Origin of the sequence: Streptomyces sp. NPDC056580 (genome assembly GCF_042793175.1) — a bacterium.
Classification (GTDB): domain Bacteria; phylum Actinomycetota; class Actinomycetes; order Streptomycetales; family Streptomycetaceae; genus Streptomyces.
This window is the reverse complement of record NZ_JBHTVE010000011.1, coordinates 206,741-227,771: the sequence shown is the minus strand read 5'-3', so window position 1 is coordinate 227,771 and position 21,031 is coordinate 206,741. Positions and strand designations below refer to the sequence as shown.

The 21,031-nt window shown below is 72.0% G+C and carries 23 protein-coding genes; 16 read left to right on the top strand and 7 right to left on the bottom strand.

Annotated elements, in window-relative coordinates:
* Positions 1-35: 35 nt before the first annotated feature.
* Together ACFQ9Z_RS25420 and ACFQ9Z_RS25415 are read left to right on the top strand one after the other, a co-directional pair.
* Positions 36-677 carry an IclR family transcriptional regulator gene (locus tag ACFQ9Z_RS25420; RefSeq protein WP_383022911.1) on the top strand — a complete coding sequence of 214 codons (642 nt, stop codon included), beginning with the start codon at positions 36-38 and terminating at the stop codon, positions 675-677.
* A gap of 42 nt (positions 678-719) precedes the next feature.
* Positions 720-1,511 carry a S16 family serine protease gene (locus ACFQ9Z_RS25415; RefSeq protein ID WP_383022908.1) on the top strand — a complete coding sequence of 264 codons (792 nt, stop codon included), beginning with the start codon at positions 720-722 and terminating at the stop codon, positions 1,509-1,511.
* Positions 1,512-1,735: 224 nt separating this feature from the next.
* On the opposite strand, the gene ACFQ9Z_RS25410 is transcribed toward ACFQ9Z_RS25415, so the two are convergent.
* Positions 1,736-2,203 (bottom strand): Lrp/AsnC family transcriptional regulator, encoded by a 468-nt coding sequence (locus tag ACFQ9Z_RS25410; protein ID WP_383022906.1) that lies wholly within the window; start codon positions 2,201-2,203, stop codon positions 1,736-1,738.
* Between the two features lie 123 nt (positions 2,204-2,326).
* On the opposite strand from ACFQ9Z_RS25410, the gene hppD reads away from it, so the two are divergent.
* A complete protein-coding gene (hppD, locus tag ACFQ9Z_RS25405) occupies positions 2,327-3,472 on the top strand; it encodes a 4-hydroxyphenylpyruvate dioxygenase (protein ID WP_383022903.1) in 1,146 nt (381 codons plus the stop codon).
* 9 nt (positions 3,473-3,481) lie between these two features.
* On the opposite strand, the gene ACFQ9Z_RS25400 is transcribed toward hppD, so the two are convergent.
* On the bottom strand, positions 3,482-4,978 hold the full coding sequence (locus ACFQ9Z_RS25400) for a tetratricopeptide repeat protein (RefSeq protein WP_383022901.1): 1,497 nt from the start codon (positions 4,976-4,978) through the stop codon (positions 3,482-3,484).
* Positions 4,979-5,070: 92 nt separating this feature from the next.
* On the opposite strand from ACFQ9Z_RS25400, the gene ACFQ9Z_RS25395 reads away from it, so the two are divergent.
* Positions 5,071-6,477, top strand: a complete 1,407-nt coding sequence (locus ACFQ9Z_RS25395) for an FAD-binding oxidoreductase (protein WP_383022899.1) — start codon at positions 5,071-5,073, stop codon at positions 6,475-6,477.
* Positions 6,478-6,488: 11 nt separating this feature from the next.
* Here ACFQ9Z_RS25395 and ACFQ9Z_RS25390 read toward each other — a convergent pair whose 3' ends face one another.
* Complete coding sequence (locus ACFQ9Z_RS25390; RefSeq protein ID WP_383022897.1) at positions 6,489-6,902, bottom strand: SsgA family sporulation/cell division regulator; 414 nt, start codon at positions 6,900-6,902, stop codon at positions 6,489-6,491.
* 233 nt (positions 6,903-7,135) lie between these two features.
* Here ACFQ9Z_RS25390 and ACFQ9Z_RS25385 point away from each other — a divergent pair, with 233 nt between their 5' ends.
* Complete coding sequence (locus ACFQ9Z_RS25385) at positions 7,136-8,659, top strand: RDD family protein (RefSeq protein WP_383022895.1); 1,524 nt, start codon at positions 7,136-7,138, stop codon at positions 8,657-8,659.
* A gap of 69 nt (positions 8,660-8,728) precedes the next feature.
* Positions 8,729-9,532 (top strand): RDD family protein, encoded by an 804-nt coding sequence (locus ACFQ9Z_RS25380; RefSeq protein WP_383022893.1) that lies wholly within the window; start codon positions 8,729-8,731, stop codon positions 9,530-9,532.
* A gap of 16 nt (positions 9,533-9,548) precedes the next feature.
* Here ACFQ9Z_RS25380 and ACFQ9Z_RS25375 read toward each other — a convergent pair whose 3' ends face one another.
* Positions 9,549-9,785, bottom strand: a complete 237-nt coding sequence (locus ACFQ9Z_RS25375) for a hypothetical protein (RefSeq protein ID WP_383022891.1) — start codon at positions 9,783-9,785, stop codon at positions 9,549-9,551.
* Between the two features lie 369 nt (positions 9,786-10,154).
* Here ACFQ9Z_RS25375 and ACFQ9Z_RS25370 point away from each other — a divergent pair, with 369 nt between their 5' ends.
* Both ACFQ9Z_RS25370 and ACFQ9Z_RS25365 read left to right on the top strand, forming a co-directional pair.
* On the top strand, positions 10,155-12,509 hold the full coding sequence (locus ACFQ9Z_RS25370; protein ID WP_383022889.1) for an immune inhibitor A domain-containing protein: 2,355 nt from the start codon (positions 10,155-10,157) through the stop codon (positions 12,507-12,509).
* Between the two features lie 121 nt (positions 12,510-12,630).
* Positions 12,631-12,969, top strand: a complete 339-nt coding sequence (locus ACFQ9Z_RS25365; protein WP_383022887.1) for a hypothetical protein — start codon at positions 12,631-12,633, stop codon at positions 12,967-12,969.
* Between the two features lie 40 nt (positions 12,970-13,009).
* Here ACFQ9Z_RS25365 and ACFQ9Z_RS25360 read toward each other — a convergent pair whose 3' ends face one another.
* Together ACFQ9Z_RS25360 and ACFQ9Z_RS25355 are read right to left on the bottom strand one after the other, a co-directional pair.
* Entirely contained in the window at positions 13,010-13,603 is a 594-nt protein-coding gene (locus ACFQ9Z_RS25360) for an isochorismatase family protein (RefSeq protein ID WP_383022885.1), read from the bottom strand.
* Positions 13,604-13,707: 104 nt separating this feature from the next.
* Positions 13,708-15,054 (bottom strand): nicotinate phosphoribosyltransferase, encoded by a 1,347-nt coding sequence (locus ACFQ9Z_RS25355; RefSeq protein WP_383022882.1) that lies wholly within the window; start codon positions 15,052-15,054, stop codon positions 13,708-13,710.
* Between the two features lie 55 nt (positions 15,055-15,109).
* Here ACFQ9Z_RS25355 and clpS point away from each other — a divergent pair, with 55 nt between their 5' ends.
* The 8 genes from clpS (at position 15,110) to ACFQ9Z_RS25315 (ending at position 20,517) form a co-directional block, all read left to right on the top strand.
* Positions 15,110-15,427, top strand: coding sequence for an ATP-dependent Clp protease adapter ClpS (gene clpS, locus ACFQ9Z_RS25350; RefSeq protein WP_143638443.1), 318 nt, complete (start codon positions 15,110-15,112; stop codon positions 15,425-15,427).
* A gap of 11 nt (positions 15,428-15,438) precedes the next feature.
* Positions 15,439-16,044: a DUF2017 domain-containing protein gene (locus ACFQ9Z_RS25345; RefSeq protein WP_383022880.1), complete on the top strand. Its 606-nt coding sequence runs from the start codon at positions 15,439-15,441 to the stop codon at positions 16,042-16,044.
* Positions 16,045-16,384: 340 nt separating this feature from the next.
* Positions 16,385-17,803 (top strand): amino acid permease, encoded by a 1,419-nt coding sequence (locus tag ACFQ9Z_RS25340; RefSeq protein WP_383022878.1) that lies wholly within the window; start codon positions 16,385-16,387, stop codon positions 17,801-17,803.
* 147 nt (positions 17,804-17,950) lie between these two features.
* Entirely contained in the window at positions 17,951-18,373 is a 423-nt protein-coding gene (locus ACFQ9Z_RS25335; RefSeq protein WP_360662228.1) for a M67 family metallopeptidase, read from the top strand.
* Positions 18,374-18,485: 112 nt separating this feature from the next.
* Positions 18,486-18,581, top strand: a complete 96-nt coding sequence (locus ACFQ9Z_RS25330) for a putative leader peptide (protein ID WP_348652465.1) — start codon at positions 18,486-18,488, stop codon at positions 18,579-18,581.
* A gap of 115 nt (positions 18,582-18,696) precedes the next feature.
* Positions 18,697-18,975, top strand: a complete 279-nt coding sequence (locus tag ACFQ9Z_RS25325) for a MoaD/ThiS family protein (RefSeq protein WP_143638451.1) — start codon at positions 18,697-18,699, stop codon at positions 18,973-18,975.
* Positions 18,976-18,981: 6 nt separating this feature from the next.
* Positions 18,982-19,932, top strand: coding sequence for a PLP-dependent cysteine synthase family protein (locus ACFQ9Z_RS25320; RefSeq protein WP_143638453.1), 951 nt, complete (start codon positions 18,982-18,984; stop codon positions 19,930-19,932).
* Positions 19,933-20,046: 114 nt separating this feature from the next.
* Complete coding sequence (locus ACFQ9Z_RS25315; protein WP_383022872.1) at positions 20,047-20,517, top strand: hypothetical protein; 471 nt, start codon at positions 20,047-20,049, stop codon at positions 20,515-20,517.
* 11 nt (positions 20,518-20,528) lie between these two features.
* Here the strand turns inward: ACFQ9Z_RS25315 and ACFQ9Z_RS25310 are convergent, their stop codons facing one another.
* Entirely contained in the window at positions 20,529-20,987 is a 459-nt protein-coding gene (locus ACFQ9Z_RS25310) for a type II toxin-antitoxin system PemK/MazF family toxin (protein ID WP_383022870.1), read from the bottom strand.
* Between the last annotated feature and the right edge of the window lie 44 nt (positions 20,988-21,031).

Here is a 21,031-nt window from a genome sequence, read left to right as displayed (position 1 = left end):
GGTCCGCCGACCTCACCGCCGAAGGAGTGGGCGTCGTGACCGCGGAGACCTCCCAGACGCTCGACCGGGGACTGCGTGTCCTCAAGCTGCTGGCCGACACCGACCACGGGCTGACCGTCACCGAGCTTTCCAACAAACTGGGCGTCAACCGGACCGTGGTGTACCGGTTGCTCGCCACGCTGGAGCAGCACGCGCTGGTACGGCGTGATCTCGGCGGGCGCGCCAGGGTCGGACTCGGGGTGCTGAGGCTCGGCCGGCAAGTGCATCCGCTGGTACGGGAGGCGGCGCTGCCCGCGCTGCGGTCGCTCGCCGAGGACATCGGCGCGACGGCCCACCTGACGCTGGTGGACGGGACCGAGGCGCTGGCCGTCGCGGTGGTCGAGCCGACCTGGACGGACTACCACGTGGCCTACCGGGCCGGTTTCCGCCACCCGCTGGACCGGGGGGCCGCGGGCCGGGCGATCCTCTCCGCCCGGCAGTCGCCGCAGACCGACCCCGGTTACACCCTGACGCACGGGGAGCTGGAGGCGGGCGCCTGCGGGGCGGCGGCGCCGCTCGTCGGGGTCACGGGGGTCGAGGGCAGCGTGGGCGTGGTGATGCTGGCGGACGCCGTGCCGGAGCGGGTGGGACCGCGGGTGATGGACGCGGCCCGGGAGGTCGCGGAGGCGCTGCGCTGAGCTGTGGTGGGCCGCCTCCGAGGGGTCACGTAGATTGAACGCGTGCTCTCACGTCTCACGCGCCCCCAGGCCGTCGCCGTCTGCGCCCTGCCCGTCGTGGCCCTGCTCGCCACGGCGGTGTTCGCGCCGCTGCCGTTCTCGGTGGCGCAGCCCGGGATGACGGCGGACGTGCTCGGCAAGAACCGGAGCACCCAGGTGATCACCGTCTCGGGCGCGCCGGTCCGTGAGACCGGCGGGCAGCTGCGGATGACGACCATCGAGGCGACCGGCCCGGACACCCGGGTGTCGCTCGCGGACGTGCTCGGCAACTGGTTCCGCACCGACCGGGCCGTGATGCCCCGGGACGCGGTCTACCCGAGCGGCGACAGCGTCAAGGAGATCGAGAAGTACAACCAGAAGCAGATGCGGCAGTCCCAGGACGCGGCGACCCAGGCGGCGCTCGACTACCTGGGCCTGAGCCCCGACAAGGTCAAGGTCCGGCTGAAGCTCGCCGACGTCGGCGGGCCCAGCGCGGGGCTGCTGTTCACGCTGGGGATCGTCGACACGCTGCACGGCGACGGCCACGGCGGCGACCTCACGGGCGGCCGCACCATCGCCGGGACGGGCACGATCGACGCCGCCGGCAAGGTCGGCGCGGTGGGCGGGGTGGCCCTGAAGACCCAGGCCGCCCGGCGGGACGGGGCCACCGTCTTCCTGGTGCCGAAGGCCGAGTGCGCCGACGCCAAGTCGGAGCTGCCCAAGGGCCTGCGGCTGATCCCGGTGACCACGCTCAAGGGCGCGGTGAACTCCCTGGTGGCCCTGGAGAAGGGCGAGGGCGGGGTCCCGAGCTGCTAGGGCCTGTCTGACGATTCCCGCCGGGCCCGCGACGCCTGGCGCCGCACCTCGCCGCGTTGTCGGGGCCGCCCAGGTGCATCCGGTACGAGGGCGACCCTCCGCCTTGCGATGCACGGCACCGGACGCCGCGGGCTGATCCGACGCGAATCGTCGGACAGGCCCAGCGCCGCTTCCGCGACGGGCCCCGGCCGGGCCGGCGCCGGGTCCCCGGCAGCGGCGCCGGCTCACTCGGCGGCGGCCTGCTCCACCAGCGGGATGATCCGCAGCGGCACGGGGTTCTCCATGACGATCGCCGTGGAGGCCCGGACGATGCCGTCGAAACCGACGACCCGGTCGATCACCCGCTGCAGGTCGGCGTTCGACCGGGCCACGAGCCGGCACAGCATGTCCCCGCTGCCGGTGGTGGTCAGCAGCTCCAGCACCTCCGGCACGGTCGTCAAGTGGGCCCGCACGTCGGGCCCCTGGCCCTGCCGGATCTGCAGCGTGGCGAACGCGGTGACCGGGTAGCCGAGGGCCGCCGGGTCCACCTGGGGGCCGAAGCCGCGGATCACCCCGTTCGACTGGAGCCGGTCCAGACGCGCCTGGACCGTGCCCCGGGCGACCCCGAGCCGCCGGGACATCTCCAGCACCCCGATCCGCGGTTCCCGCGCCAGCAGCACGATGATCCGGCCGTCCAGGCGATCGATCGCCACAGCACCTCCCGGGGATGGTCATCCTGTACAGAAAGCCCGCTGGTTCCGCCATTGCGCTGAACACGTTGCCCAGTGATTACGCGAACTATTGCGCACCTTGCAGGCCGGGTCCACCCTTCCGCTATGACGCAGACCACAGACCACACTCCCGACACCGCACGGCAGGCCGACCCCTTCCCGGTCAAGGGAATGGACGCGGTCGTCTTCGCCGTGGGCAACGCCAAGCAGGCCGCGCACTACTACTCCAGCGCCTTCGGCATGAAGCTGGTGGCCTACTCCGGACCGGAGAACGGCAGCCGGGAGACCGCGAGTTACGTGCTGGAGAACGGATCGGCACGGTTCGTCCTCACCTCGGTGATCAAGCCGAGCACCCCCTGGGGCCACTTCATCGCCCAGCACGTGGCCGAACACGGCGACGGCGTCGTCGACCTGGCCATCGAGGTGCCGGACGCGCGCGCCGCCCACGCCTACGCCGTCGAGCACGGCGCCCGCTCCGTCGCCGAGCCGTACGAGGTGAAGGACGAGCACGGCACCGTCGTCCTGGCCGCCATCGCCACCTACGGCGAGACCCGCCACACGCTGGTCGAGCGCACCGGCTACGACGGCCCCTACCTGCCCGGCTACGTGGCCGCCGAGCCGATCGTCCAGCAGCCCGCCCAGCGCACCTTCCAGGCCGTCGACCACTGCGTCGGCAACGTCGAACTCGGCCGGATGAACGAGTGGGTCGAGTTCTACAACAAGGTCATGGGCTTCACGAACATGAAGGAGTTCGTGGGCGACGACATCGCCACCGAGTACAGCGCGCTGATGTCGAAGGTCGTTGCGGACGGCACCCTCAAGGTGAAGTTCCCGATCAACGAGCCCGCGATCGCCAAGAAGAAGTCCCAGATCGACGAGTACCTGGAGTTCTACGGCGGCGCCGGTGTCCAGCACATCGCGCTGAACACCAACGACATCGTGCAGACGGTGCGGACGATGCGCGCGGCCGGCGTCCAGTTCCTCGACACCCCGGACTCCTACTACGACACCCTCGGCGAGTGGGTCGGCGACACCCGGGTCCCGGTCGACACCCTGCGCGAGCTGAAGATCCTCGCCGACCGCGACGAGGACGGCTACCTGCTGCAGATCTTCACCAAGCCGGTCCAGGACAAGCCGACCGTGTTCTTCGAACTGATCGAGCGGCACGGCTCGATGGGCTTCGGCAAGGGCAACTTCAAGGCCCTGTTCGAGGCGATCGAGCGCGAGCAGGCCAAGCGCGGCAACCTGTAGCGGCGTCCCTCAGGACACGTCGTCCGGCGGGGGCTCGTCGGAAACCTCCCCGAGCTCCCGCAGCGCCTCGCGCGCCCGCGGGGCCCCGAGCGGCGAGAAGTACGGGTTGATCCGCAGCGCCTCCCCCAGGTGCCGCCGGGCCGGCCCGTCCTTGCCCAGCTCCCGTTCGACCATCCCCCGGTGGAACGCGTACAGGGCGCTGATCACACCGCCGCCCTTCGCCTTGTCCGTGGCGATCGAGACGTAGGTCAGCGCCTCGGTCTCCTCTCCCGCCCGGTACAGCGCCCAGCCGAGGGCGTCGGCCACCTCGATCCCGGGCTGGCGCCGCCACTCCGCGCGCAGCCGCTCCACCGCGTCCTCCGCGTCGGCGTGGTCCGCCTCGAACTGCCCGGTCAGCAGCTCCTCGTCGACCCCGCCCGCCGCCGACCGCCGGACCCGCTCGCGCAGCACGTCGTAACTACGCTCGGCGTCGTCGTTCCGCTTCAGCGACTCCTGCAGCTCGCCCAGCTCCAGCGCGTCCCGCGCGTCCGGCCGCTTGGCGAGGACGGCCCGGTACACGGCGACCGCCTCGTCGGCGCGGCCCAGCGCGGCCAGCGTCCGGGCCTTCCCGGACAGCGCCGCCCGCTGGTCGGGGTCCAGCCGCAGGGCCGCCTCGAAGTGCCGCAGCGCGTCCTCCCGGTCGCCCCGCTCCCAGGCGAGCTGCCCCACCCCGGCCAGGTACGCGGCCTGTTCGGCGGGGGTCCGGGCGGCCGCCGCCGCGTCCGTCAGCTGGGCCACGGAGTCCTCGCGCCAGCCACGGTCCCGGTAGACGGCCGAGGCCCGTGCCATCACCGCCGGCCGGTCCGCCGCCGCGGTGCGCAGCCGCAGCAGCTTGTCCAGCGCGCCCCGGGCCGCCTCGTAGTCACCGAGCCCGGTGTAGGCCTCGATCAGCGGCGGGTACGCCGGCCAGCTCTTCGGGGTCAGCTTCAGCGCCTGCTCGCCGTACCCCTTCGCCGCCGGGAAGTCCCGCCGCGCGTTCGCCAGCGCGGCCAGCCCGCCCAGCGCAGCCGCCCGTTCGGCCGGCCGGGTGCCGGCGACGTCCAGCGCGGTCCGCAACGCCCGCTCGGCCCGCGGGTAGTCCGCCGCGTCTGCGGCCCGCCGACCCCGCTGCACGTAGGCCGCCCCCAGCACCGCCCAGGCCCGCGCGTCCCGCGGCCGCGTCCGCACCGCGCTCTGCTGCCGGCCGATGAGCGCCGCCAGGTCCGGCAGCGCGGCCGGGACGCCGGAGGTGACCGCGGCCGCCGTCAGCGCGGGCGCGTGCGCCAGCGGCCCCGCGGCGGGCGGCGCCGCCCGCCGCGGGGCCGCTGGCTCGTGCGGCAGCAGCATCAGCGCCCCGCCCGCGGCGGCCGAGCCCGCCAGCACGGTGACCAGCAGGCGCCGCAGCAGACGCCGGGAACGGCGCGGCGGAGGCGGCCCGGCCACCGGGGACGGATCGGGGCCGGAGCTGCCGTACTGTCGGATCTCCATACGGTTCACTGTGCGGCAGTACGCCGGGCACATCCGGGTGGCCCAAGGGCGGCACGGACGGGGTTCACACCGATGGCCCCGGGTGTCACGCTGTGATCGTGAGCCGTATCGAAGCGCCCCGCGACGAAGTGACGAGCAACCTCACCGACCTGCTCCTGGCCGGCCTGCCGCCCGAGGCCGTGCTGACCGATCCCGACGTCACGGCCTCCTACGCCAACGACATGGCGAGCTTCTGCCCCTCCGGCGCCCCCGCCGTGGTCGTGCTGCCGCGCACCGTGGAAGAGGTGCAGCACGTCATGCGGACCGCGACCGAACTGCGCGTCCCGGTCGTCCCGCAGGGCGCCCGCACGGGCCTGTCCGGCGGCGCCAACGCCACCGACGGCTCCATCGTGCTGTCCCTGACGCGGATGGACCGGATCCTGGAGGTCAGCCCGGTCGACCGGATCGCCGTCGTCGAACCGGGCGTCGTCAACGCGGCGCTCTCCCGCGAGGTGGAGAAGTACGGCCTGTACTACCCGCCGGATCCCTCGAGCTGGGAGATGTGCACCATCGGCGGCAACATCGGCACGGCGTCCGGCGGCCTGTGCTGCGTGAAGTACGGGGTGACGGCCGAGTATGTGCTCGGCCTGGACGTCGTCCTGGCCGACGGCCGGCTGATGTCCACCGGCCGGCGCACCGCCAAGGGCGTGGCCGGCTACGACCTGACCCGGCTCTTCGTCGGCTCCGAGGGCTCCCTCGGCATCGTCGTGCGGGCCGTGCTGGCGCTGAAGCCGAAGCCGCCCCAGCAGCTCGTGCTGGCAGCCGAGTTCGCCTCCTCGGCCGCCGCCTGCGACGCCGTCTGCCGGATCATGGAGGGCGGGCACGTGCCGTCCCTCCTCGAACTGATGGACCGTACGACCGTCAAGGCGGTCAACGACCTGGCCCACATGGGCCTGCCGGAGACCACCGAGGCCCTGTTGCTGGCCGCGTTCGACACCCCGGACCCCGCCGCCGACCTCGCCGCCCTGGGCGCGCTGTGCGAGGCCGCCGGCGCCACCCAGGTGGTCCCCGCCGACGACGCCGCCGAGTCCGAACTCCTGCTGCAGGCCCGGCGGCTCTCGCTGACCGCGCTGGAGGCGGTCAAGGGCACGACGATGATCGACGACGTGTGCGTGCCCCGCTCGAAGCTCGGCGCGATGCTCGAGGGCGTCGAGCGGATCGCCGCCGAGTACGGCCTGACCATCGGCGTCTGCGCGCACGCCGGCGACGGCAACACCCACCCCACCGTCTGCTTCGACGCCCAGGACCCCGAGGAGTCCCGGCGGGCCCGCGAGTCCTTCGACGAGATCATGGCCCTCGGCCTGGAACTCGGCGGCACCATCACCGGCGAGCACGGTGTGGGGGTGCTCAAGAAGGAGTGGCTGGCACGGGAGATCGGGCCGGTCGGGGTGGAGATGCAGCGCGCGGTGAAGGGGGTCTTCGACCCGCTCGGCATCCTCAACCCGGGCAAGCTCTTCTGAGCCGCCGGGCCTCACCGGGCGAGCAGCTCGTCGAGTTCGTCGTCGATGCCGAGCTGTCCGTCCTCGGCGCCCGGCGGCACCGCCCGCAGCGTCCGCTCCAGCCACGCGCACACCGGCGTGGCCGGCAGCTCCAGCAGGGCGTCGCCGTCCGGCGAACTCAGCGCGATCAGGACGACGCCGCGGCCCTCGGCCTTCGTCGGCCACACCCGCACGTCCCCGTGCCCGCACGGCCGGAACACCCCCTCCACCAGGAGCTCCCGGGCGAACGTCCACTCGACGGGGTGCTCGGAGTCGGTGTGGAAGGTGAGGTGCACGGCGTACGGGTCGCGGGACCGGTAACCCAGCCGGGCCGGCACCGGGACGCTGCGCTCGGGCGACAGGACGAGCCGGATCTCCAGCTCCCGTTCCACCACGGTCTGCTGCATGGCCTGTGTTTCCTCTCTTCCGGGGCCGCTCGGACGTGGGCCCGCGTCGGGGGAGAGGGGGCAGGGGCGCGGCCATTACGCGGGTCCGGTGAAGTTTCCCCGATCCGGTGCGCGGATCCGTGCACGCCGTTGCCCGGAAAGGGGTGGGTACGGCGGGACTGGCGGTGCGGGATGCCCCGGTCTGATAGATGTGGAGCCCCTTACCACCCCCGAGCAGATACGGGACGACGGACATGAGCGCCCCAACCCCGGCCCCAGGTGACGACAGGCCCCGCGAGGGCTACTACCCGGACCCGTCCATCCCCGGTTACGTCCGGTACTGGAACGGCGCCTCCTGGGTGCCGGGCACCAGCCGGCCGGCGCCGCGGGACGGCGAACCGCTCGCTCCGCCGCCCGGGTTCAGCCCGGCGGTCCCGGCCGTGGAGGAGACGGGCCCGCACTTCTTCGACGAGGACCCGCAGCCGGGGCCCGCCGGGGAGCGGTCCGGCGGATCGCAGGCGTCCGCCTGGGGCGCCGACCCGAGGGTCCCCGCCGACCTCCCGTCCCAGCCGGCCGGGCACGCCGCCCGTACCGACGGCACGGCGTCGATCCCGCCGGCCGACGACGAGCCCGACCCCAGCGGCACCTTCATCTTCCGCCGTCCGGTCCCCGGTCCCGCCGCCGTACAGGACTCCGGCACCATGACGTTCCGTCAGGTGCCGGGCCAGGAGCAGAACCCGGCCCGGGGCGGGTGGTCCGGCGCGTCCGCCGGCCCGGACGCGGGCGGCGCCCCCGCCGGCACCCCCGGTTTCGGACCGGCCGCCACGGGCCCCGGCGCCCCGGACTCCGGTGCCTTCGGCCCCCAGGGGCCGGCCGTGGCGCCCCAGGCGGGGCCGGGCGGTTCCGCCGGCACGGGTGCGCAGGGCCCGGCCGGGGGTCCCGGCTTCGGCGCCGGGAAGGCGGCCGCCGCGCGTGCGGCGGGCGCGCAGTCCCCGCAGGAACCCCGGAACTCGACGGCCCCGGCCGCCGCCGTGCCCCAGCAGGCGGCCTCCCCGCAGGCCGCGCCGCGGCGGACCGGACATCAGCAGGCCGCGCCCCAGCAGGCCGTTCCCCACCAGGCGGCGCCCGGGCGGCCCGCCGGGTCCGGCACCCCGCTGACCGCGGGGCCGGGCGGCGGCCAGGCCTCCTGGCCCCAGCAGGTGCACCGGCTGGCCGGGGGAGCGGACGAGCAGCCCGTGGCGCCGTGGAAGCCGCCGGTCGACGACCCGTTCCAGGCGGCGGCCCGCCGGCAGGCCGCGGCCCGCCCGGCCGGACTCGGCAAGCGGTTCGCCGCCCGTCTGGTCGACAACCTGGTCCTCGGCGCCGTCACCGCGGCCGCGGCCGTGCCGCTGGGCGCCCGGGCGGCCGACCACATCCAGGCCAAGATCGACGAGGCCAGGCTGTCCGGCCGTACCGTCACCGTCTGGCTGATCGACGGCACGACCGGCACCGCGCTCGGCTTCGTCGTCGGCGTCCTGCTCGTCTTCGGCGTGCTGTACGAGGTGCTGCCCACCGCCAGGTGGGGCCGCACGCTCGGCAAGAAGCTGTGCGGGATCGAGGTCCGGGACATCGAGGCGCACGAGCCGCCGGCGGTCGGCGCGGCCCTGCGCCGCTGGCTGGTCTACAGCGTTCCCGGTCTGCTCGGGATCGGGCTGGTCGGTGTGCTGTGGTGCCTGTTCGACCGGCCCTGGCGCCAGTGCTGGCACGACAAGGCGGCCCACACCTTCGTCGCGGACTGACGGCGGCCCCCTACTCCGTACGGCCGTCCGCCGGATGCGGAGCCGGTGCGTTCGCGGTCCACTCGGGCCATGAGCAGTGAACCGCCCTCCGGCTCCGGAGCCGAGCCTCCCGAGGACGACCCGTTCCAGAATCGGCCCCCCTCGGACCCGGGGAGGACGGGCTCGCCGTACGACACCCCGCACGGCGACCGGCAGCCCCCGCCGCCCGGCGGTCAACCGCCCCCGGGCGAGGGCGGGCAGCCCTCGCCGCACTGGGGCGGACAGCAGCCGCCCCCCTACGGCGGCGGTGAGCCCTACGGTGGCGGCGGCCCGTACGCAGGCGGACCCCCCGGCGCAGGTGGCCCCTACGGCGCAGGCGGCCCCTACGGGGGAGGAGGTCCCTACGGCGGCGGCCCGTACGGCGGCCCCGCCGACCCGCTCGCCGGCATGCCCCCGCTCGCCGACAGCGGCAGGCGCACCCTCGCCCGCATCATCGACATGATCCTCGTGGGCATCGTCGTCTGGCTGGTCACCTGGCCCCTCGGCGTGCACCAGTACGACGTGAACGGGAACCGGACGGAGGTCGGCCGGTCCCTCTGGCAGTCGTTGGTCGCCGCGGTCCTCTACGTCGCCTACGACACGATCATGATCGCCAGGTCGGGGCAGACCCTGGGCAAGAAGTGGCTCGGGATGCGGGTGGCCAACCTGAACGACGGCGCCACGCCCTCGACGCAGACCTCGCTGGTCCGCGCCCTGGTGCTGTGGCTGCCGTTCGCCTTCTGCTGCGCCTGCGTCTGGACGGTGATCTGCGGCGGCTGGAGCTACTTCGACAAGCCCTACAAGCAGGGCCTGCACGACAAGGCCGCCAAGACGGTGGAGGTCAGCACCCGCTGAGGGGCGTGCGAGCCGCTCAGAGCCTGGTCGGAACCCGCTCGCTCTCCCGCGCGGGCTCGGCCGGCCGCTCGGCGGCGCGCGCCCCTGGCAGGGGGACCGTCATCGCGACGAGCAGCCCCAGGGCCAGTGCGGCCAGGGCGATGACGGAGATCGCGAGGGCAGAACTCGCCTGGGACAGCAGCAGCATGGCGAGTGTCGACAGGATCACGGTGCACGAACCGTAGGCGAGCTGTGCGGCGGTCGGACGAGGCATGGCAATCGTGTCCTCGGAAACATCTCGGGGGATTCGGGGTGCCGTTCGACTCTCTTCGCGGTGCATGCCCGAGCCGCGCGCCCGGTAAGCATGACCTAACCCACGGTACCGGTGCACAGGGGGCGCACGGAGTCATGCGTCCGGCAAGTGGACGGTCCCACGCGCCCGTCGGCCGACACCCCGCGGCGTTCGTAAAGCGAACCTCTTCTCCGCATAGTGCACTTGTCCTGCTCAAGTCAAGGTCTGTTTTTTCTTCTAAACCTCTAGTCAAATTACGTCACTTGATACACGCGTTGAACGTGCGCGCACGGAACTCTCCATGAACCGGGAACCCCCTGTCCGTGCGCGCGGCGCGGGGGAGGAACTCAAGTGACCAGCAGACCCTGGACGTTCAGAGCCGCCGCCATCGGCGTGGCGCTCGCGACGGCCTCCGCCGCCTACGCGACCTTCGCGGTCGCGGAGGCGAGCACCCAGCCCTCGTCGGCAGCCGCGAACCGGCACGACCCGGCCCCGGTGAACCAGAAGGCCCACGACCTCGACGGCCCGCTGAGCAAGACGCAGCGCGCCCAGCGTCAGGAGGCCCTGAACCAGCTCATAGCGGGCAAGGCGACGGCCAAGGACCGCAACGGCTCGAAGGTCGTCCAGCTCAAGAGCAAGAAGGGCGACCGCAAGTACGTCGAGCTGAGCCGGGAGAAGACCGACAAGATCTTCACCATCCTGGTCGAGTTCGGCAACCAGACGGACCCCCGGTACGGCGGCACCGCCGGCCCGCTGCACAACACGATCGCCAAGCCGGACCGCAAGAAGGACAACTCGACGGCCTGGCAGCAGGACTACAACCAGAAGCACTTCCAGGACCTCTACTTCGGCACCGGCGCCAAGACGGAGTCGCTGAAGAAGTACTACGAGAAGCAGTCCTCGGGCCGTTACTCCGTGGACGGCGAGGTCTCGGACTGGGTCAAGGTCCCGTACAACGAGGCCCGTTACGGCAACAACGCCTGCGGCCAGACCAACTGCTCCAGCGTGTGGAACGTCGTCCGCGACGGCCTCAACGCCTGGGTCGCCGACCAGAAGAAGGCCGGCAAGTCCGACGCCGACATCAAGGCGGACCTGGCCAAGTACGACCAGTGGGACCGCTACGACTACGACGGCGACGGCAACTTCAACGAGCCCGACGGCTACGTCGACCACTTCCAGCTCGTGCACGCCGGTGAGGACGAGTCCGCGGGCGGCGGCGCCCAGGGCACGGACGCCATCTGGGCGCACCGCTGGTACGCCTTCGGCACCGACGCCGGCGCCACCGGTCCGAGCGACAACAAGCTCGGCGGCACGCAGGTCGGCGACACCGGTGTCTGGGTCGGCGACTACACCATCCAGCCGGAGAACGGCGGCCTCGGTGTCTTCGCCCACGAGTACGGCCACGACCTCGGTCTGCCGGACGAGTACGACACCGCCGGCGGCGACAACTCCACCGGCTTCTGGACGCTGATGTCCTCCGGTTCCTGGCTGGGCACCGGCAAGGAGTCCATCGGCGACATGCCGGGCGACATGAACGCCTGGGACAAGCTGCAGCTCGGCTGGCTGAACTACGACACCGCCAAGGCGGGCGTGAAGTCCTGGCACAAGCTGGGCGTCGCCGAGTACAACACCAAGTACCGCCAGGCGCTGGTCGTCTCGCTGCCGAAGAAGGCCGTGAAGACCGAGATCGTCACCCCGGCCGAGGGCGCCACCCAGTGGTGGAGCGGCAGCGGCGACGACCTCAAGAACACGCTGACCCGTTCCGTGGACCTCACGGGCAAGAAGTCCGCCACCCTCTCGCTCGACGGCTGGTACGACATCGAGTCCGAGTACGACTTCCTCTACACCGAGGTGTCGACCGACGGCGGCGCCAACTGGACCGCCATCGACGGCACGGTGGACGGCCAGCCCATCCCGCGTGACGCCTCCGACAAGCCGGCCCTGACCGGCACGGTCGACAGCTACAAGAAGCTGTCGTACCCGCTGGACGCCTACGCCGGCCAGAAGATCCAGCTCCGCTTCCGCTACCAGACCGACGGCGGCGTGGCCCTGAAGGGCTTCACGGCCGACGAGATCACGGTGACCGCCGACGGCACGCCGGTGTTCTCCGACAACGCCGAGTCCGCGGACGCCGCTTGGGCCGCCAACGGCTTCTCCCGCGTCGGCGCGTCCTTCACCAGGGACTACAACCAGTACTACATCGCCGAGAACCGCCAGTACGTGTCGTACGACAAGACCCTCAAGGTCGGCCCGTACAACTTCGGCTTCTCGTCGCGCCCGGACTGGGTGGAGCACTACCCGTACCAGAACGGCCTGCTGATCTGGAAGTGGGACACCTCCCAGGCGGACAACAACACCAACGTCAACAGCCACCCGGGCACCGGTCTGATCCTGCCCGTGGACGCGCACTACAAGGCGCTGAAGTGGTCCGACGGCACGCTGCTGCGCAATCGGATCCAGGCCTACGACTCGACGTTCAGCCTGGACGCCACGGACGGCATCACGCTGCACAAGGCCGACAAGGCGCTCAAGATCAAGTCGCAGAAGGGCGTGTCGGTCTTCAACGACCACACCAGCACCTACTACGACCCGTCGAACCCGACCGGTGGCGTCAAGATCACTGACACCAACACCAAGATCAAGATCGTCAAGCAGGCCCACGGCGGGTCGACGATCGACCTCGTGGTCGGCCCGGCGGTGAAGTAGCGGATATATCCGCAGGTCAAAAGCGTATCGGCGGTGACCCCCTGGCGGGTCGCCGCCGATCGTGTTTAGGTGCGTCCTGTGGCTCGCTTATTGACACCGACCGAAACGGGGATGTGACCGCATGGCCGCAGGAGGCTTCAGCAAACTGCCGAACGGCACGGTGGTGGTGGCACTCAACCTGCCCAGCCCCAGCCCGGCCGGCGGCCCCGCCGGGGTGCGCGTCCTGGTGCACGCCCAGAACCGCGCACGAGCCCTGACCAGGCTGCGCAACCTGGGCCTGCGCGCGATCTACCTGCGCGGCAACACCGCCCCGCCGACCCCGGACGAGATCACGGCGGTGCTGCACCACCCCGACGGCCTCATATGGCGCACGGCGCCGGAAGGCGGTGTCCCGGTGACCGAGCTGTGGCACCCGATCCGCGCCCTGCTGCGCGCCCCCGCCGTCGCCCGGCGCGGCTGAGCCCGCCTCCGCGAGCCCGGCGTGATCCGAACCCGCGGGCCTAGCCGCCGACCACCGGCTTGCCGGTGAGTTCCACCCCGGCCGCACGCAGCTCCTCCAGGGCCCGCTCCGTGGTCTGCGGGGCGACACCCGCGGTCAGGTCCAGCAGGACCTGGGTGCGGAAGCCCTCGCGGGCCGCGTCCAGCGCGGTGGCCCGGACGCAGTGGTCGGTGGCTATGCCGACCACGTCCACCTCGTCGATGTGTCGGGCGCGCAGCCACTCGGCCAGCGGGACGCCGTTCTCGTCGGCGCCCTCGAAGCCGCTGTAGGCAGCCGCGTACGCGCCCTTGTCGAAGACCGCGTCCACCGCCCCGGAGGCGACGGCCGGCGCGAAGTTCGGGTGGAAGCCGACCCCCTCGGTGCCTGCGACGCAGTGCGCGGGCCAGGAGTGGACGAAGTCGGGGTCGTCGGCGAAGTGACCGCCGGGCGCGATGTGGTGGTCGCGGGTGGCCACCACATGGCGGTACCCGGTGCCCGCCGCCTGTCCGATCAGCTCGGTGACGGCGGCGGCCACGTCGGCGCCGCCGGCCACCGCCAGGCTGCCCCCCTCGCAGAAGTCGTTCTGCACGTCTACGACGATCAAGGCGCGGCGCATGGTGGGTGTCCTTCGACTGTCCGGTTGAGTAACTGAGCCTAGAGACTTCACGGTCCCCGCGGGAGGGGGCCGACGGGCGGGGAAGCGAACGGTCTGTCCTGCTTCTAGCTACCCGACCCGCCCTGCACGTACTCCGTCGGGAGCACGGGCTCGCCCCGGGAGAGCTGCGTGGCGGACAGCGGCAGCGCGCCGCGCGCCGCGATGTGCCGCTCGCGCGGCACGTCCAGCGGCTCGCGCGCGACGACCTCGCCGTCCTCGATCAGCCGCACCAGGAGCTGCCGTCCGGCCAGCTCGGCGGGGACCGGCCCGGTGCCGACGACCTCGGCCTCGGCGATCCCGTCCCGGTCCAGCCGGCGCGCCGCCCACTTGCGGCCGCCGACGGAGGTCTTGCCCCCGGTGGACTTCTTCGCCACCGGCACCAACGGCGCCGCCGGATCGGCGGACTCGGCCCGCGCGACCAGCTTGTAGACCATCGAGCAGGTCGGGTGCCCGGAGCCGGTCACGAGCTGGGTGCCGACGCCGTACGCGTCCACCGGCGCCGCCGCGAGCGAGGCGATGGCGTACTCGTCCAGGTCGGAGGTGACGACGATCTTCGTGCCGGTCGCGCCCAGCTCGTCGAGCTGCTGCCGCACCCGGTGCGCGACCAGCAGCAGGTCCCCGGAGTCGATGCGCACCGCGCCCAGCTCCGGACCGGCCACCTCCACCGCCGTGCGGACGGCCGCGGCGACGTCGTAGGTGTCCACCAGGAGCGTGGTGCCCCGGCCGAGGGAGTCGACCTGCGCCTGGAAGGCGTCCCGCTCCCGGTCGTGCAGCAGGGTGAAGGCGTGCGCCGAGGTGCCGACGGTCGGGATGCCGTACCGGAAACCGGCCGCGAGGTCGGAGGTGGTCGCGAAGCCGCCGACGTAGGCGGCCCGGGAGGCGGCCACGGCGGCCAGCTCGTGGGTGCGGCGGGCGCCCATCTCGATCAGCGGCCGGTCGCCGGCTGCCGAGGCCATCCGGGACGCGGCGGCCGCGATCGCCGAGTCGTGGTTGAGGATCGAGAGGATCACCGTCTCCAGCAGCACGCACTCGGCGAAGGAGCCCTCGACCCGCAGGATCGGCGAGCCCGGGAAGTACACCTCGCCCTCGGGGTAACCCCACACGTCACCGCTGAAGCGGTAGCCGGCGAGCCACTTCAGGGTCTCCTCGTCGACGATCCCGTGCTGCCGCAGGAAGCCGAGGAGGGTCTCGTCGAAGCGGAAGTTCTCGACCGCGTCCAGTACTCGTCCGGTGCCCGCCACCACGCCGTAGCGGCGCCCCGGGGGCAGCCTCCGGGTGAAGACCTCGAAGACGCTGCGCCGCTCGGCCGTACCGGCCTTCAGGGCGGCCTGCAGCATCGTCAGCTCGTACTGGTCCGTGAAGAGCGCCGTCGAGGGAACGTCCACCGGCAGCCCAAGGTCCGCTGTGTTCATGGCAGGATCGTACCCCCATTTCGTCAGTGTGACGAATACTGGCCCGCGTGGCAGCATGGGCTGTGTGACGTCACCCGCGCCCGTAGAGATCGAACGCACCGAGTCGGCGGAGGAGGTCTTCGCCGTACCCGAGCCCGACGTCCCCTGGATCACGATCGTGCACAACGACCCGGTCAACCTCATGAGCTATGTGACCTACGTGTTCCAGACCTACTTCGGCTACCCGAAGGACAAGGCCACCAAGCTCATGCTCGACGTCCACCACAAGGGCCGGGCGGTCGTCTCCAGCGGCACTCGCGAGGAGATGGAACGCGACGTGCAGGCGATGCACGGCTACGGACTGTGGGCCACCCTCCAGCAGGACCGGAAGTAGCGATCCCCTCCATGCCCGGAACCTTCGAACCGATTCCCGGTGGCGGCGCGGCCGTCGCGCTCGACGACGTCGAGATCTCCATCATCCGGTCGCTGGCCGTGCAGCTCCTCGAGCTCATCGGCCCCGGCCCCGCCGAGGGCGCCGGCGGCGACCCGCTGGCCGAGCTGTTCGCCGAGGGGCCGAGCGAGCCGCCCGCCGACCCGGTCCTCAGGCGGCTCTTCCCCGACGCCTACGGCGACCCGGAGCGGGCGCCCGCCTCCCCGGCCGAGGCGGAGGAGCGGCAGGCGCACTCCGCCGAGTTCCGCCGCTACACCGAGAACGACCTGCGTGCCGGCAAGCGGGAGAACGCCCTCGCGGTCATCCGCACCCTCGACGCGCTGAACGCGTCGGACTCCGGCGGGGCGGTCCTCAAGCTCACCCCGGACGAGTCGCGCTGGTGGCTCGGCGCCCTCAACGACCTCCGCCTGGCGATCGGCGCCCGGCTGGAGATCACCGACGAGGACGACACCGAGCTGCTCTACGGGCTGCCGGACGACGACCCGCGCAAGCCGATGGTGATGGCCTACCTGTGGCTCGGCGGACTCCAGGAAACCCTCGTGACGACCTTGATGCCCTGATCGTCCTGATTTCGTGTTCGCTCAAAGGACACTCAAATCCGGATAACGATCGCGTCACCTCGGTGGCCGGTTTTAACGCGTTCGAGCGCTCTTTGTCCGCTTCTCCCTGTGTGGTGCGTCACAACCCGCCCCTGTGCTCGATATTGCGGCCGTGATAAATCTTCACGACCGCCCGGCCGACACCACCCATGTCCGGCCGGGTGCGCCACCGAGCCGGCAACCGCCGGCCAGGCACGGGCGGGCTCCCGAAACCCCGCCCAGCTCCATCATCCGGGGGGATCGAAACCCGATCCGAGGCCGACGAAAGGCCCGGGTCGGCATGGAGAAAGGCGCACCAAACATGGCCTCCGAGAGGGTCACAGAAGCCCCCGAAGAGGGGTACGAGCGCGGGCTCGGCAGCCGTCAGGTCCAGATGATCGCCATCGGCGGCGCCATCGGCGTTGGGCTGTTCCTGGGCGCCGGGGCGAACATCGCCAAGGCCGGCCCCAGCCTCATCCTCATGTACGCGCTCGCGGGCGCGATCATCTTCTTCATCATGCGGGCCCTGGGCGAGCTGCTGCTCTACCGTCCCGTCTCCGGCTCCTTCGCCGAGTACTCCCGTGAGTTCCTCGGCCCGTTCTTCGGCTTCTTCACCGGCTGGACGTACTGGCTGATGTGGGTGGTCACCGGCATGGCCGAGCTGACGGCCGCCGCCATCTACGTCAACTACTGGTTCCCGGCCGTCCCGCAGTGGGTCACGGCCCTGGTCTTCCTCGTCGTCCTGTTCGTGGCCAACCTGATCTCGGTCAAGCTGTTCGGCGAGATCGAGTTCTGGTTCTCCATGGTCAAGGTCACCGCCCTGATCGGCATGATCGTGATCGGCCTCGGCGTGCTCACCTTCGGCTTCAGCGCCGCCGGCGACACCGCGCACGTGGCGAACCTCTGGCAGTTCGACGGCTTCTTCCCCAAGGGCGTCGGCTCCTCGCTGATGACCCTGCAGGGCGTGATGTTCGCCTACCTCGCCGTCGAGCTGGTCGGCGTCACCGCGGGCGAGTCCGAGAACCCCGAGAAGACCCTGCCGAAGGCGATCAACACCCTGCCCTGGCGCATCGCCCTGTTCTACGTCGGCGCCCTGACCGTCATCCTCTGCGTGGTCAAGTGGACCGAGTTCGCCGAGGGCGTCAGTCCCTTCGTGAAGGCGTTCGCGGTCATCGGCATCCCGGCCGGCGCGGGCATCGTCAACTTCGTGGTGCTCACCGCGGCCCTGTCCTCCTGCAACTCGGGCATGTACTCCACCGGCCGCATGCTGCGCACCCTGGCCGACAACGGCGAGGCCCCGCGGGCCTTCGCGAAGCTGTCGGCCAGCAAGACCCCGGCGCTCGGCATCACCGTCTCGGTGCTGTTCATGGGCATCGGCGTGGTCCTGAACTACGTCGTCCCGGAGAAGGCCTTCGGCTACGTCACCTCCGTCGCCACCGCGGCCGGCATCTGGACCTGGCTGATGATCCTGGTCAGCCACGTCCTCTACCGCCGCGCGGTCGACGCGGGCCGGCTGCCCGCCTCCTCCTTCCCGGCGCCGGGCGGCGCGGTGTGCTCCTACATCGCCATCGCGTTCCTGCTCTTCGTCACCGGCCTGATCGCGTACGACGCCGACTCCCGGGTCTGCCTCTACGTGATGGCGGCCTGGGCGGTCGCGCTCGGCATCGGCTGGATGGTCCTGAAGTCGCGCGCCCCGCAGATCGCGGACCGCGACGAGCGGGCGTACGAGAAGGTCGGCTGACCGCCGAGGAGAAACCTTCCCCCAGGACGTCCGGCAGCCGGGAGTACTCGTGGCAGTCCCGGCCGCCACCGCTCAGGGCGTCCACCATGTGGGCCGCCCCGTACCGGACCTCGGTACGGGGCGGCCCGTCCGCCTATCCTGGCCCCCATGCTGACCATCACCCAGGCCCTCCACGACCAGATCGTCGCCCACGCGCGCGAGGACCACCCGGACGAGGCGTGCGGCGTCGTCGCGGGCCCGGTGGGCGCCGGCCGCCCCGAGCGCTTCATCCCGATGCTGAACGCGGCCCGCTCGCCCACCTTCTACGAGTTCGACTCGCAGGACCTGCTCAAGCTCTACCGGGAGATGGACGACCGCGACGAGGAGCCGGTGATCATCTACCACTCCCACACCGCGACCGAGGCCTACCCCTCCCGCACCGACATCGGCTACGCCAACGAGCCCGGCGCCCACTACGTCCTGGTCTCCACCGCCGACGCCGACGGCCTCGGCGACTTCCAGTTCCGCTCCTTCCGCATCCTCGACGGCGAGGTCACGGAGGAGGAGGTCAAGGTCGTGCAGGCGTACTGACCTGCGCGCCGGCGAGCCCGCTGATCTCGGCGGTCTCAGCCAGTGGCCGACGGCCATCCGAAGTGTGGGACGGCACTCCGGGTGCGGGGGCGGGAATCGATACGATGACCTCATGGTTGACCGAGACGTGAGCGACAAGACGCCGGGCACGCTGCTCGTGGCGCGGCTGCACGTCGACCTGTGCAGGCTCGCAAGCGCCATCTGTTGACGCACGCCCCTGCCGCCGTACGGCCGTGAGCCGGCGGCGCCCCTCTCCGCGTACGCGAGACGCCCGCGCTGTCGCGCCCACCGACCTGACTCATTCCGACAGGAGCCCTGACGCCATGGCCATCGAGGTCCGCATCCCGACCATCCTCCGCACGTACACCGACGGCCAGAAGGCGGTGGAGGGCACCGGGGACACCCTCGCCGAGCTCTTCGCCGACCTCGAGTCCCGGCACCCGGGCATCCAGGCCCGCATCGTGGACGGCGAGCAGCTCCGCCGCTTCGTCAACGTCTACCTGAACGACGAGGACGTCCGCTTCCTCGACGGCATCTCCACCAAGCTGGCCGACGGCGACAGTGTGACCATCCTGCCGGCCGTCGCCGGTGGCATGGCCTGATCCCCGATGCGTTACGACTCCCCGCTGGCCGCGGTGGGCAACACCCCTCTGGTGCGCCTGCCGCGGCTGTCGCCGTCCGACGACGTCCGCATCTGGGCCAAGCTGGAGGACCGCAACCCCACCGGCTCGGTCAAGGACCGCCCGGCCCTGCACATGATCGAGCAGGCGGAGAAGGACGGTCGGCTGACCCCGGGCTGCACCATCCTGGAGCCCACCTCGGGCAACACGGGCATCTCCCTCGCCATGGCCGCCAAGCTCAAGGGCTACCGCATGGTGTGCGTGATGCCGGAGAACACCTCGCAGGAGCGCCGGGACCTGCTCGGCATGTGGGGCGCCGAGATCATCTCCTCCCCGGCCGCCGGCGGCTCCAACACCGCCGTGCGCGTCGCCAAGGAACTCTCCGCCGAGCACCCCGACTGGGTGATGCTCTACCAGTACGGCAACCCGGACAACGCGGGCGCCCACTACGCCACGACCGGCCCGGAGATCCTCGCCGACCTGCCCTCCGTCACCCACTTCGTCGCCGGCCTCGGCACCACCGGCACCCTCATGGGCGTCGGCCGCTACCTGCGCGAGCACAAGCCGGACGTGAAGATCGTCGCCGCCGAGCCGCGCTACGACGACCTGGTGTACGGCCTGCGCAACCTCGACGAGGGCTTCGTCCCCGAGCTGTACGACGCCTCCGTCCTCACCACCCGCTTCTCGGTCGGCTCGGCCGACGCGGTCACCCGCACCCGCGAACTCCTCCAGCAGGAGGGCATCTTCGCGGGCGTCTCCACCGGGGCCGCCCTGCACGCGGCGATCGGCGTCGGCAGGAAGGCCGTCAAGGCGGGCGAGAGCGCCGACATCGTCTTCGTCGTGGCCGACGGCGGCTGGAAGTACCTCTCCACCGGCGTCTACACCGCCGCCACCACCGAAGAGGCCATCGAGACGCTGCACGGCCAGCTCTGGGCATAGGTCTCCCCACCCGAGGGGAATTCCGCCCTCCGCACGCGGGATCCGTCCGCGCCGGTGGTACGTCACATCCGTACCAGCGGCCGGACGGCCGGCCACGGACGAAAGGCGGACCCCATGCGTCGAACGACGACCCTCGCCCTCGCGGCAGCCGCCCTGCTCCTCGCGGGCTGCGGCTCGCAGAGCGGCGGGGACGGCGGTGACGACACCGGGGGCGGCAGCGGCAGAGTGTCACCGTCGGCGACCGGCACACCGCCCGCCGGCGGATGCGTATCCCACGCCGAGCTGACCGCCGCCGACGACGGCCGCACCCTCTGCCTGACCAAGGGCGGCGAGCTGCGGCTCACCCTCGACGGCAGCAAGGACCGCCCCTGGAAGCCGGTGGCGGCGAGCGGCACCGCCCTGGAGGCGATCAACTCCGGCTTCGTCATCCAGCCGGGCGACGCCACCGCCGCCTACCGCGCCGCGGCCGCCGGCACCGCGGAACTGACGTCCTCCCGGCCGATGTGCCCCGAGCCCACCGCCGCCGGCCAGGTCTCCTGCGAGGGCGTCCAGGAGTGGAAGGTCACGGTGACGGTCCGCCGGTAGCCGTCCGGGGCTCAGCCCGCGAGGTGGCGCACCTGGTCCCACAGCACCGGGTCGACCACGCCCACCCGGCGCCGGAAGTCCCCCACCGGCACCTCCCGCAGCTCGTCGGTCTCCAGGAAGCTGGGCCGCCCGTGCGCGTCGCCGACCGCGCCGGGCGGCAGCGGGATCACCCCGGCGCGCTCGTCGTGGTACTTGCTGGTGATCTTCGCGACGGTGGCCCGGTTGCCGCGCACCGCCAGCACCAGGCAGGGGCGGTCCTTGGACTCCGCACGGTCCTCGTAGGGCACGTTCGCCCACCAGATGTCGCCGGGGAGCGGGCGCGTCCGGGACCGGTCCCGGACCCCGGGGCGTCCGGGCGGCCGCAGCCTGCGCCCGCCGGGCCGCCGGCCCCGCCCCCAGCCGTCGACGAGCGTGGCGACCAACGCGAGCAGCACCACCGCCGCGAGCGCCAGCCACCAGGACGTGTCCATGAGGACGACGTTACCGGCGCGCGTCCGGCATTGCGCGCCCTCTT

Coding starts and splice junctions, on each gene's coding strand:
- ACFQ9Z_RS25385 (WP_383022895.1), top strand. CDS start 7,136: ATGAGCGCCCCAACCCCGGCCCCAGGTGACGACAGGCCCCGCGAGGGC.
- ACFQ9Z_RS25360 (WP_383022885.1), bottom strand. CDS start 13,603: ATGCGCCGCGCCTTGATCGTCGTAGACGTGCAGAACGACTTCTGCGAG.
- ACFQ9Z_RS25355 (WP_383022882.1), bottom strand. CDS start 15,054: ATGAACACAGCGGACCTTGGGCTGCCGGTGGACGTTCCCTCGACGGCG.
- ACFQ9Z_RS25380 (WP_383022893.1), top strand. CDS start 8,729: ATGAGCAGTGAACCGCCCTCCGGCTCCGGAGCCGAGCCTCCCGAGGAC.
- ACFQ9Z_RS25375 (WP_383022891.1), bottom strand. CDS start 9,785: ATGCCTCGTCCGACCGCCGCACAGCTCGCCTACGGTTCGTGCACCGTG.
- ACFQ9Z_RS25365 (WP_383022887.1), top strand. CDS start 12,631: ATGGCCGCAGGAGGCTTCAGCAAACTGCCGAACGGCACGGTGGTGGTG.
- ACFQ9Z_RS25335 (WP_360662228.1), top strand. CDS start 17,951: ATGCTGACCATCACCCAGGCCCTCCACGACCAGATCGTCGCCCACGCG.
- ACFQ9Z_RS25390 (WP_383022897.1), bottom strand. CDS start 6,902: ATGCAGCAGACCGTGGTGGAACGGGAGCTGGAGATCCGGCTCGTCCTG.
- ACFQ9Z_RS25320 (WP_143638453.1), top strand. CDS start 18,982: ATGCGTTACGACTCCCCGCTGGCCGCGGTGGGCAACACCCCTCTGGTG.
- hppD (WP_383022903.1), top strand. CDS start 2,327: ATGACGCAGACCACAGACCACACTCCCGACACCGCACGGCAGGCCGAC.
- ACFQ9Z_RS25325 (WP_143638451.1), top strand. CDS start 18,697: ATGGCCATCGAGGTCCGCATCCCGACCATCCTCCGCACGTACACCGAC.
- ACFQ9Z_RS25310 (WP_383022870.1), bottom strand. CDS start 20,987: ATGGACACGTCCTGGTGGCTGGCGCTCGCGGCGGTGGTGCTGCTCGCG.
- clpS (WP_143638443.1), top strand. CDS start 15,110: ATGGGCTGTGTGACGTCACCCGCGCCCGTAGAGATCGAACGCACCGAG.
- ACFQ9Z_RS25315 (WP_383022872.1), top strand. CDS start 20,047: ATGCGTCGAACGACGACCCTCGCCCTCGCGGCAGCCGCCCTGCTCCTC.
- ACFQ9Z_RS25330 (WP_348652465.1), top strand. CDS start 18,486: ATGGTTGACCGAGACGTGAGCGACAAGACGCCGGGCACGCTGCTCGTG.
- ACFQ9Z_RS25345 (WP_383022880.1), top strand. CDS start 15,439: ATGCCCGGAACCTTCGAACCGATTCCCGGTGGCGGCGCGGCCGTCGCG.
- ACFQ9Z_RS25400 (WP_383022901.1), bottom strand. CDS start 4,978: ATGGAGATCCGACAGTACGGCAGCTCCGGCCCCGATCCGTCCCCGGTG.
- ACFQ9Z_RS25340 (WP_383022878.1), top strand. CDS start 16,385: ATGGCCTCCGAGAGGGTCACAGAAGCCCCCGAAGAGGGGTACGAGCGC.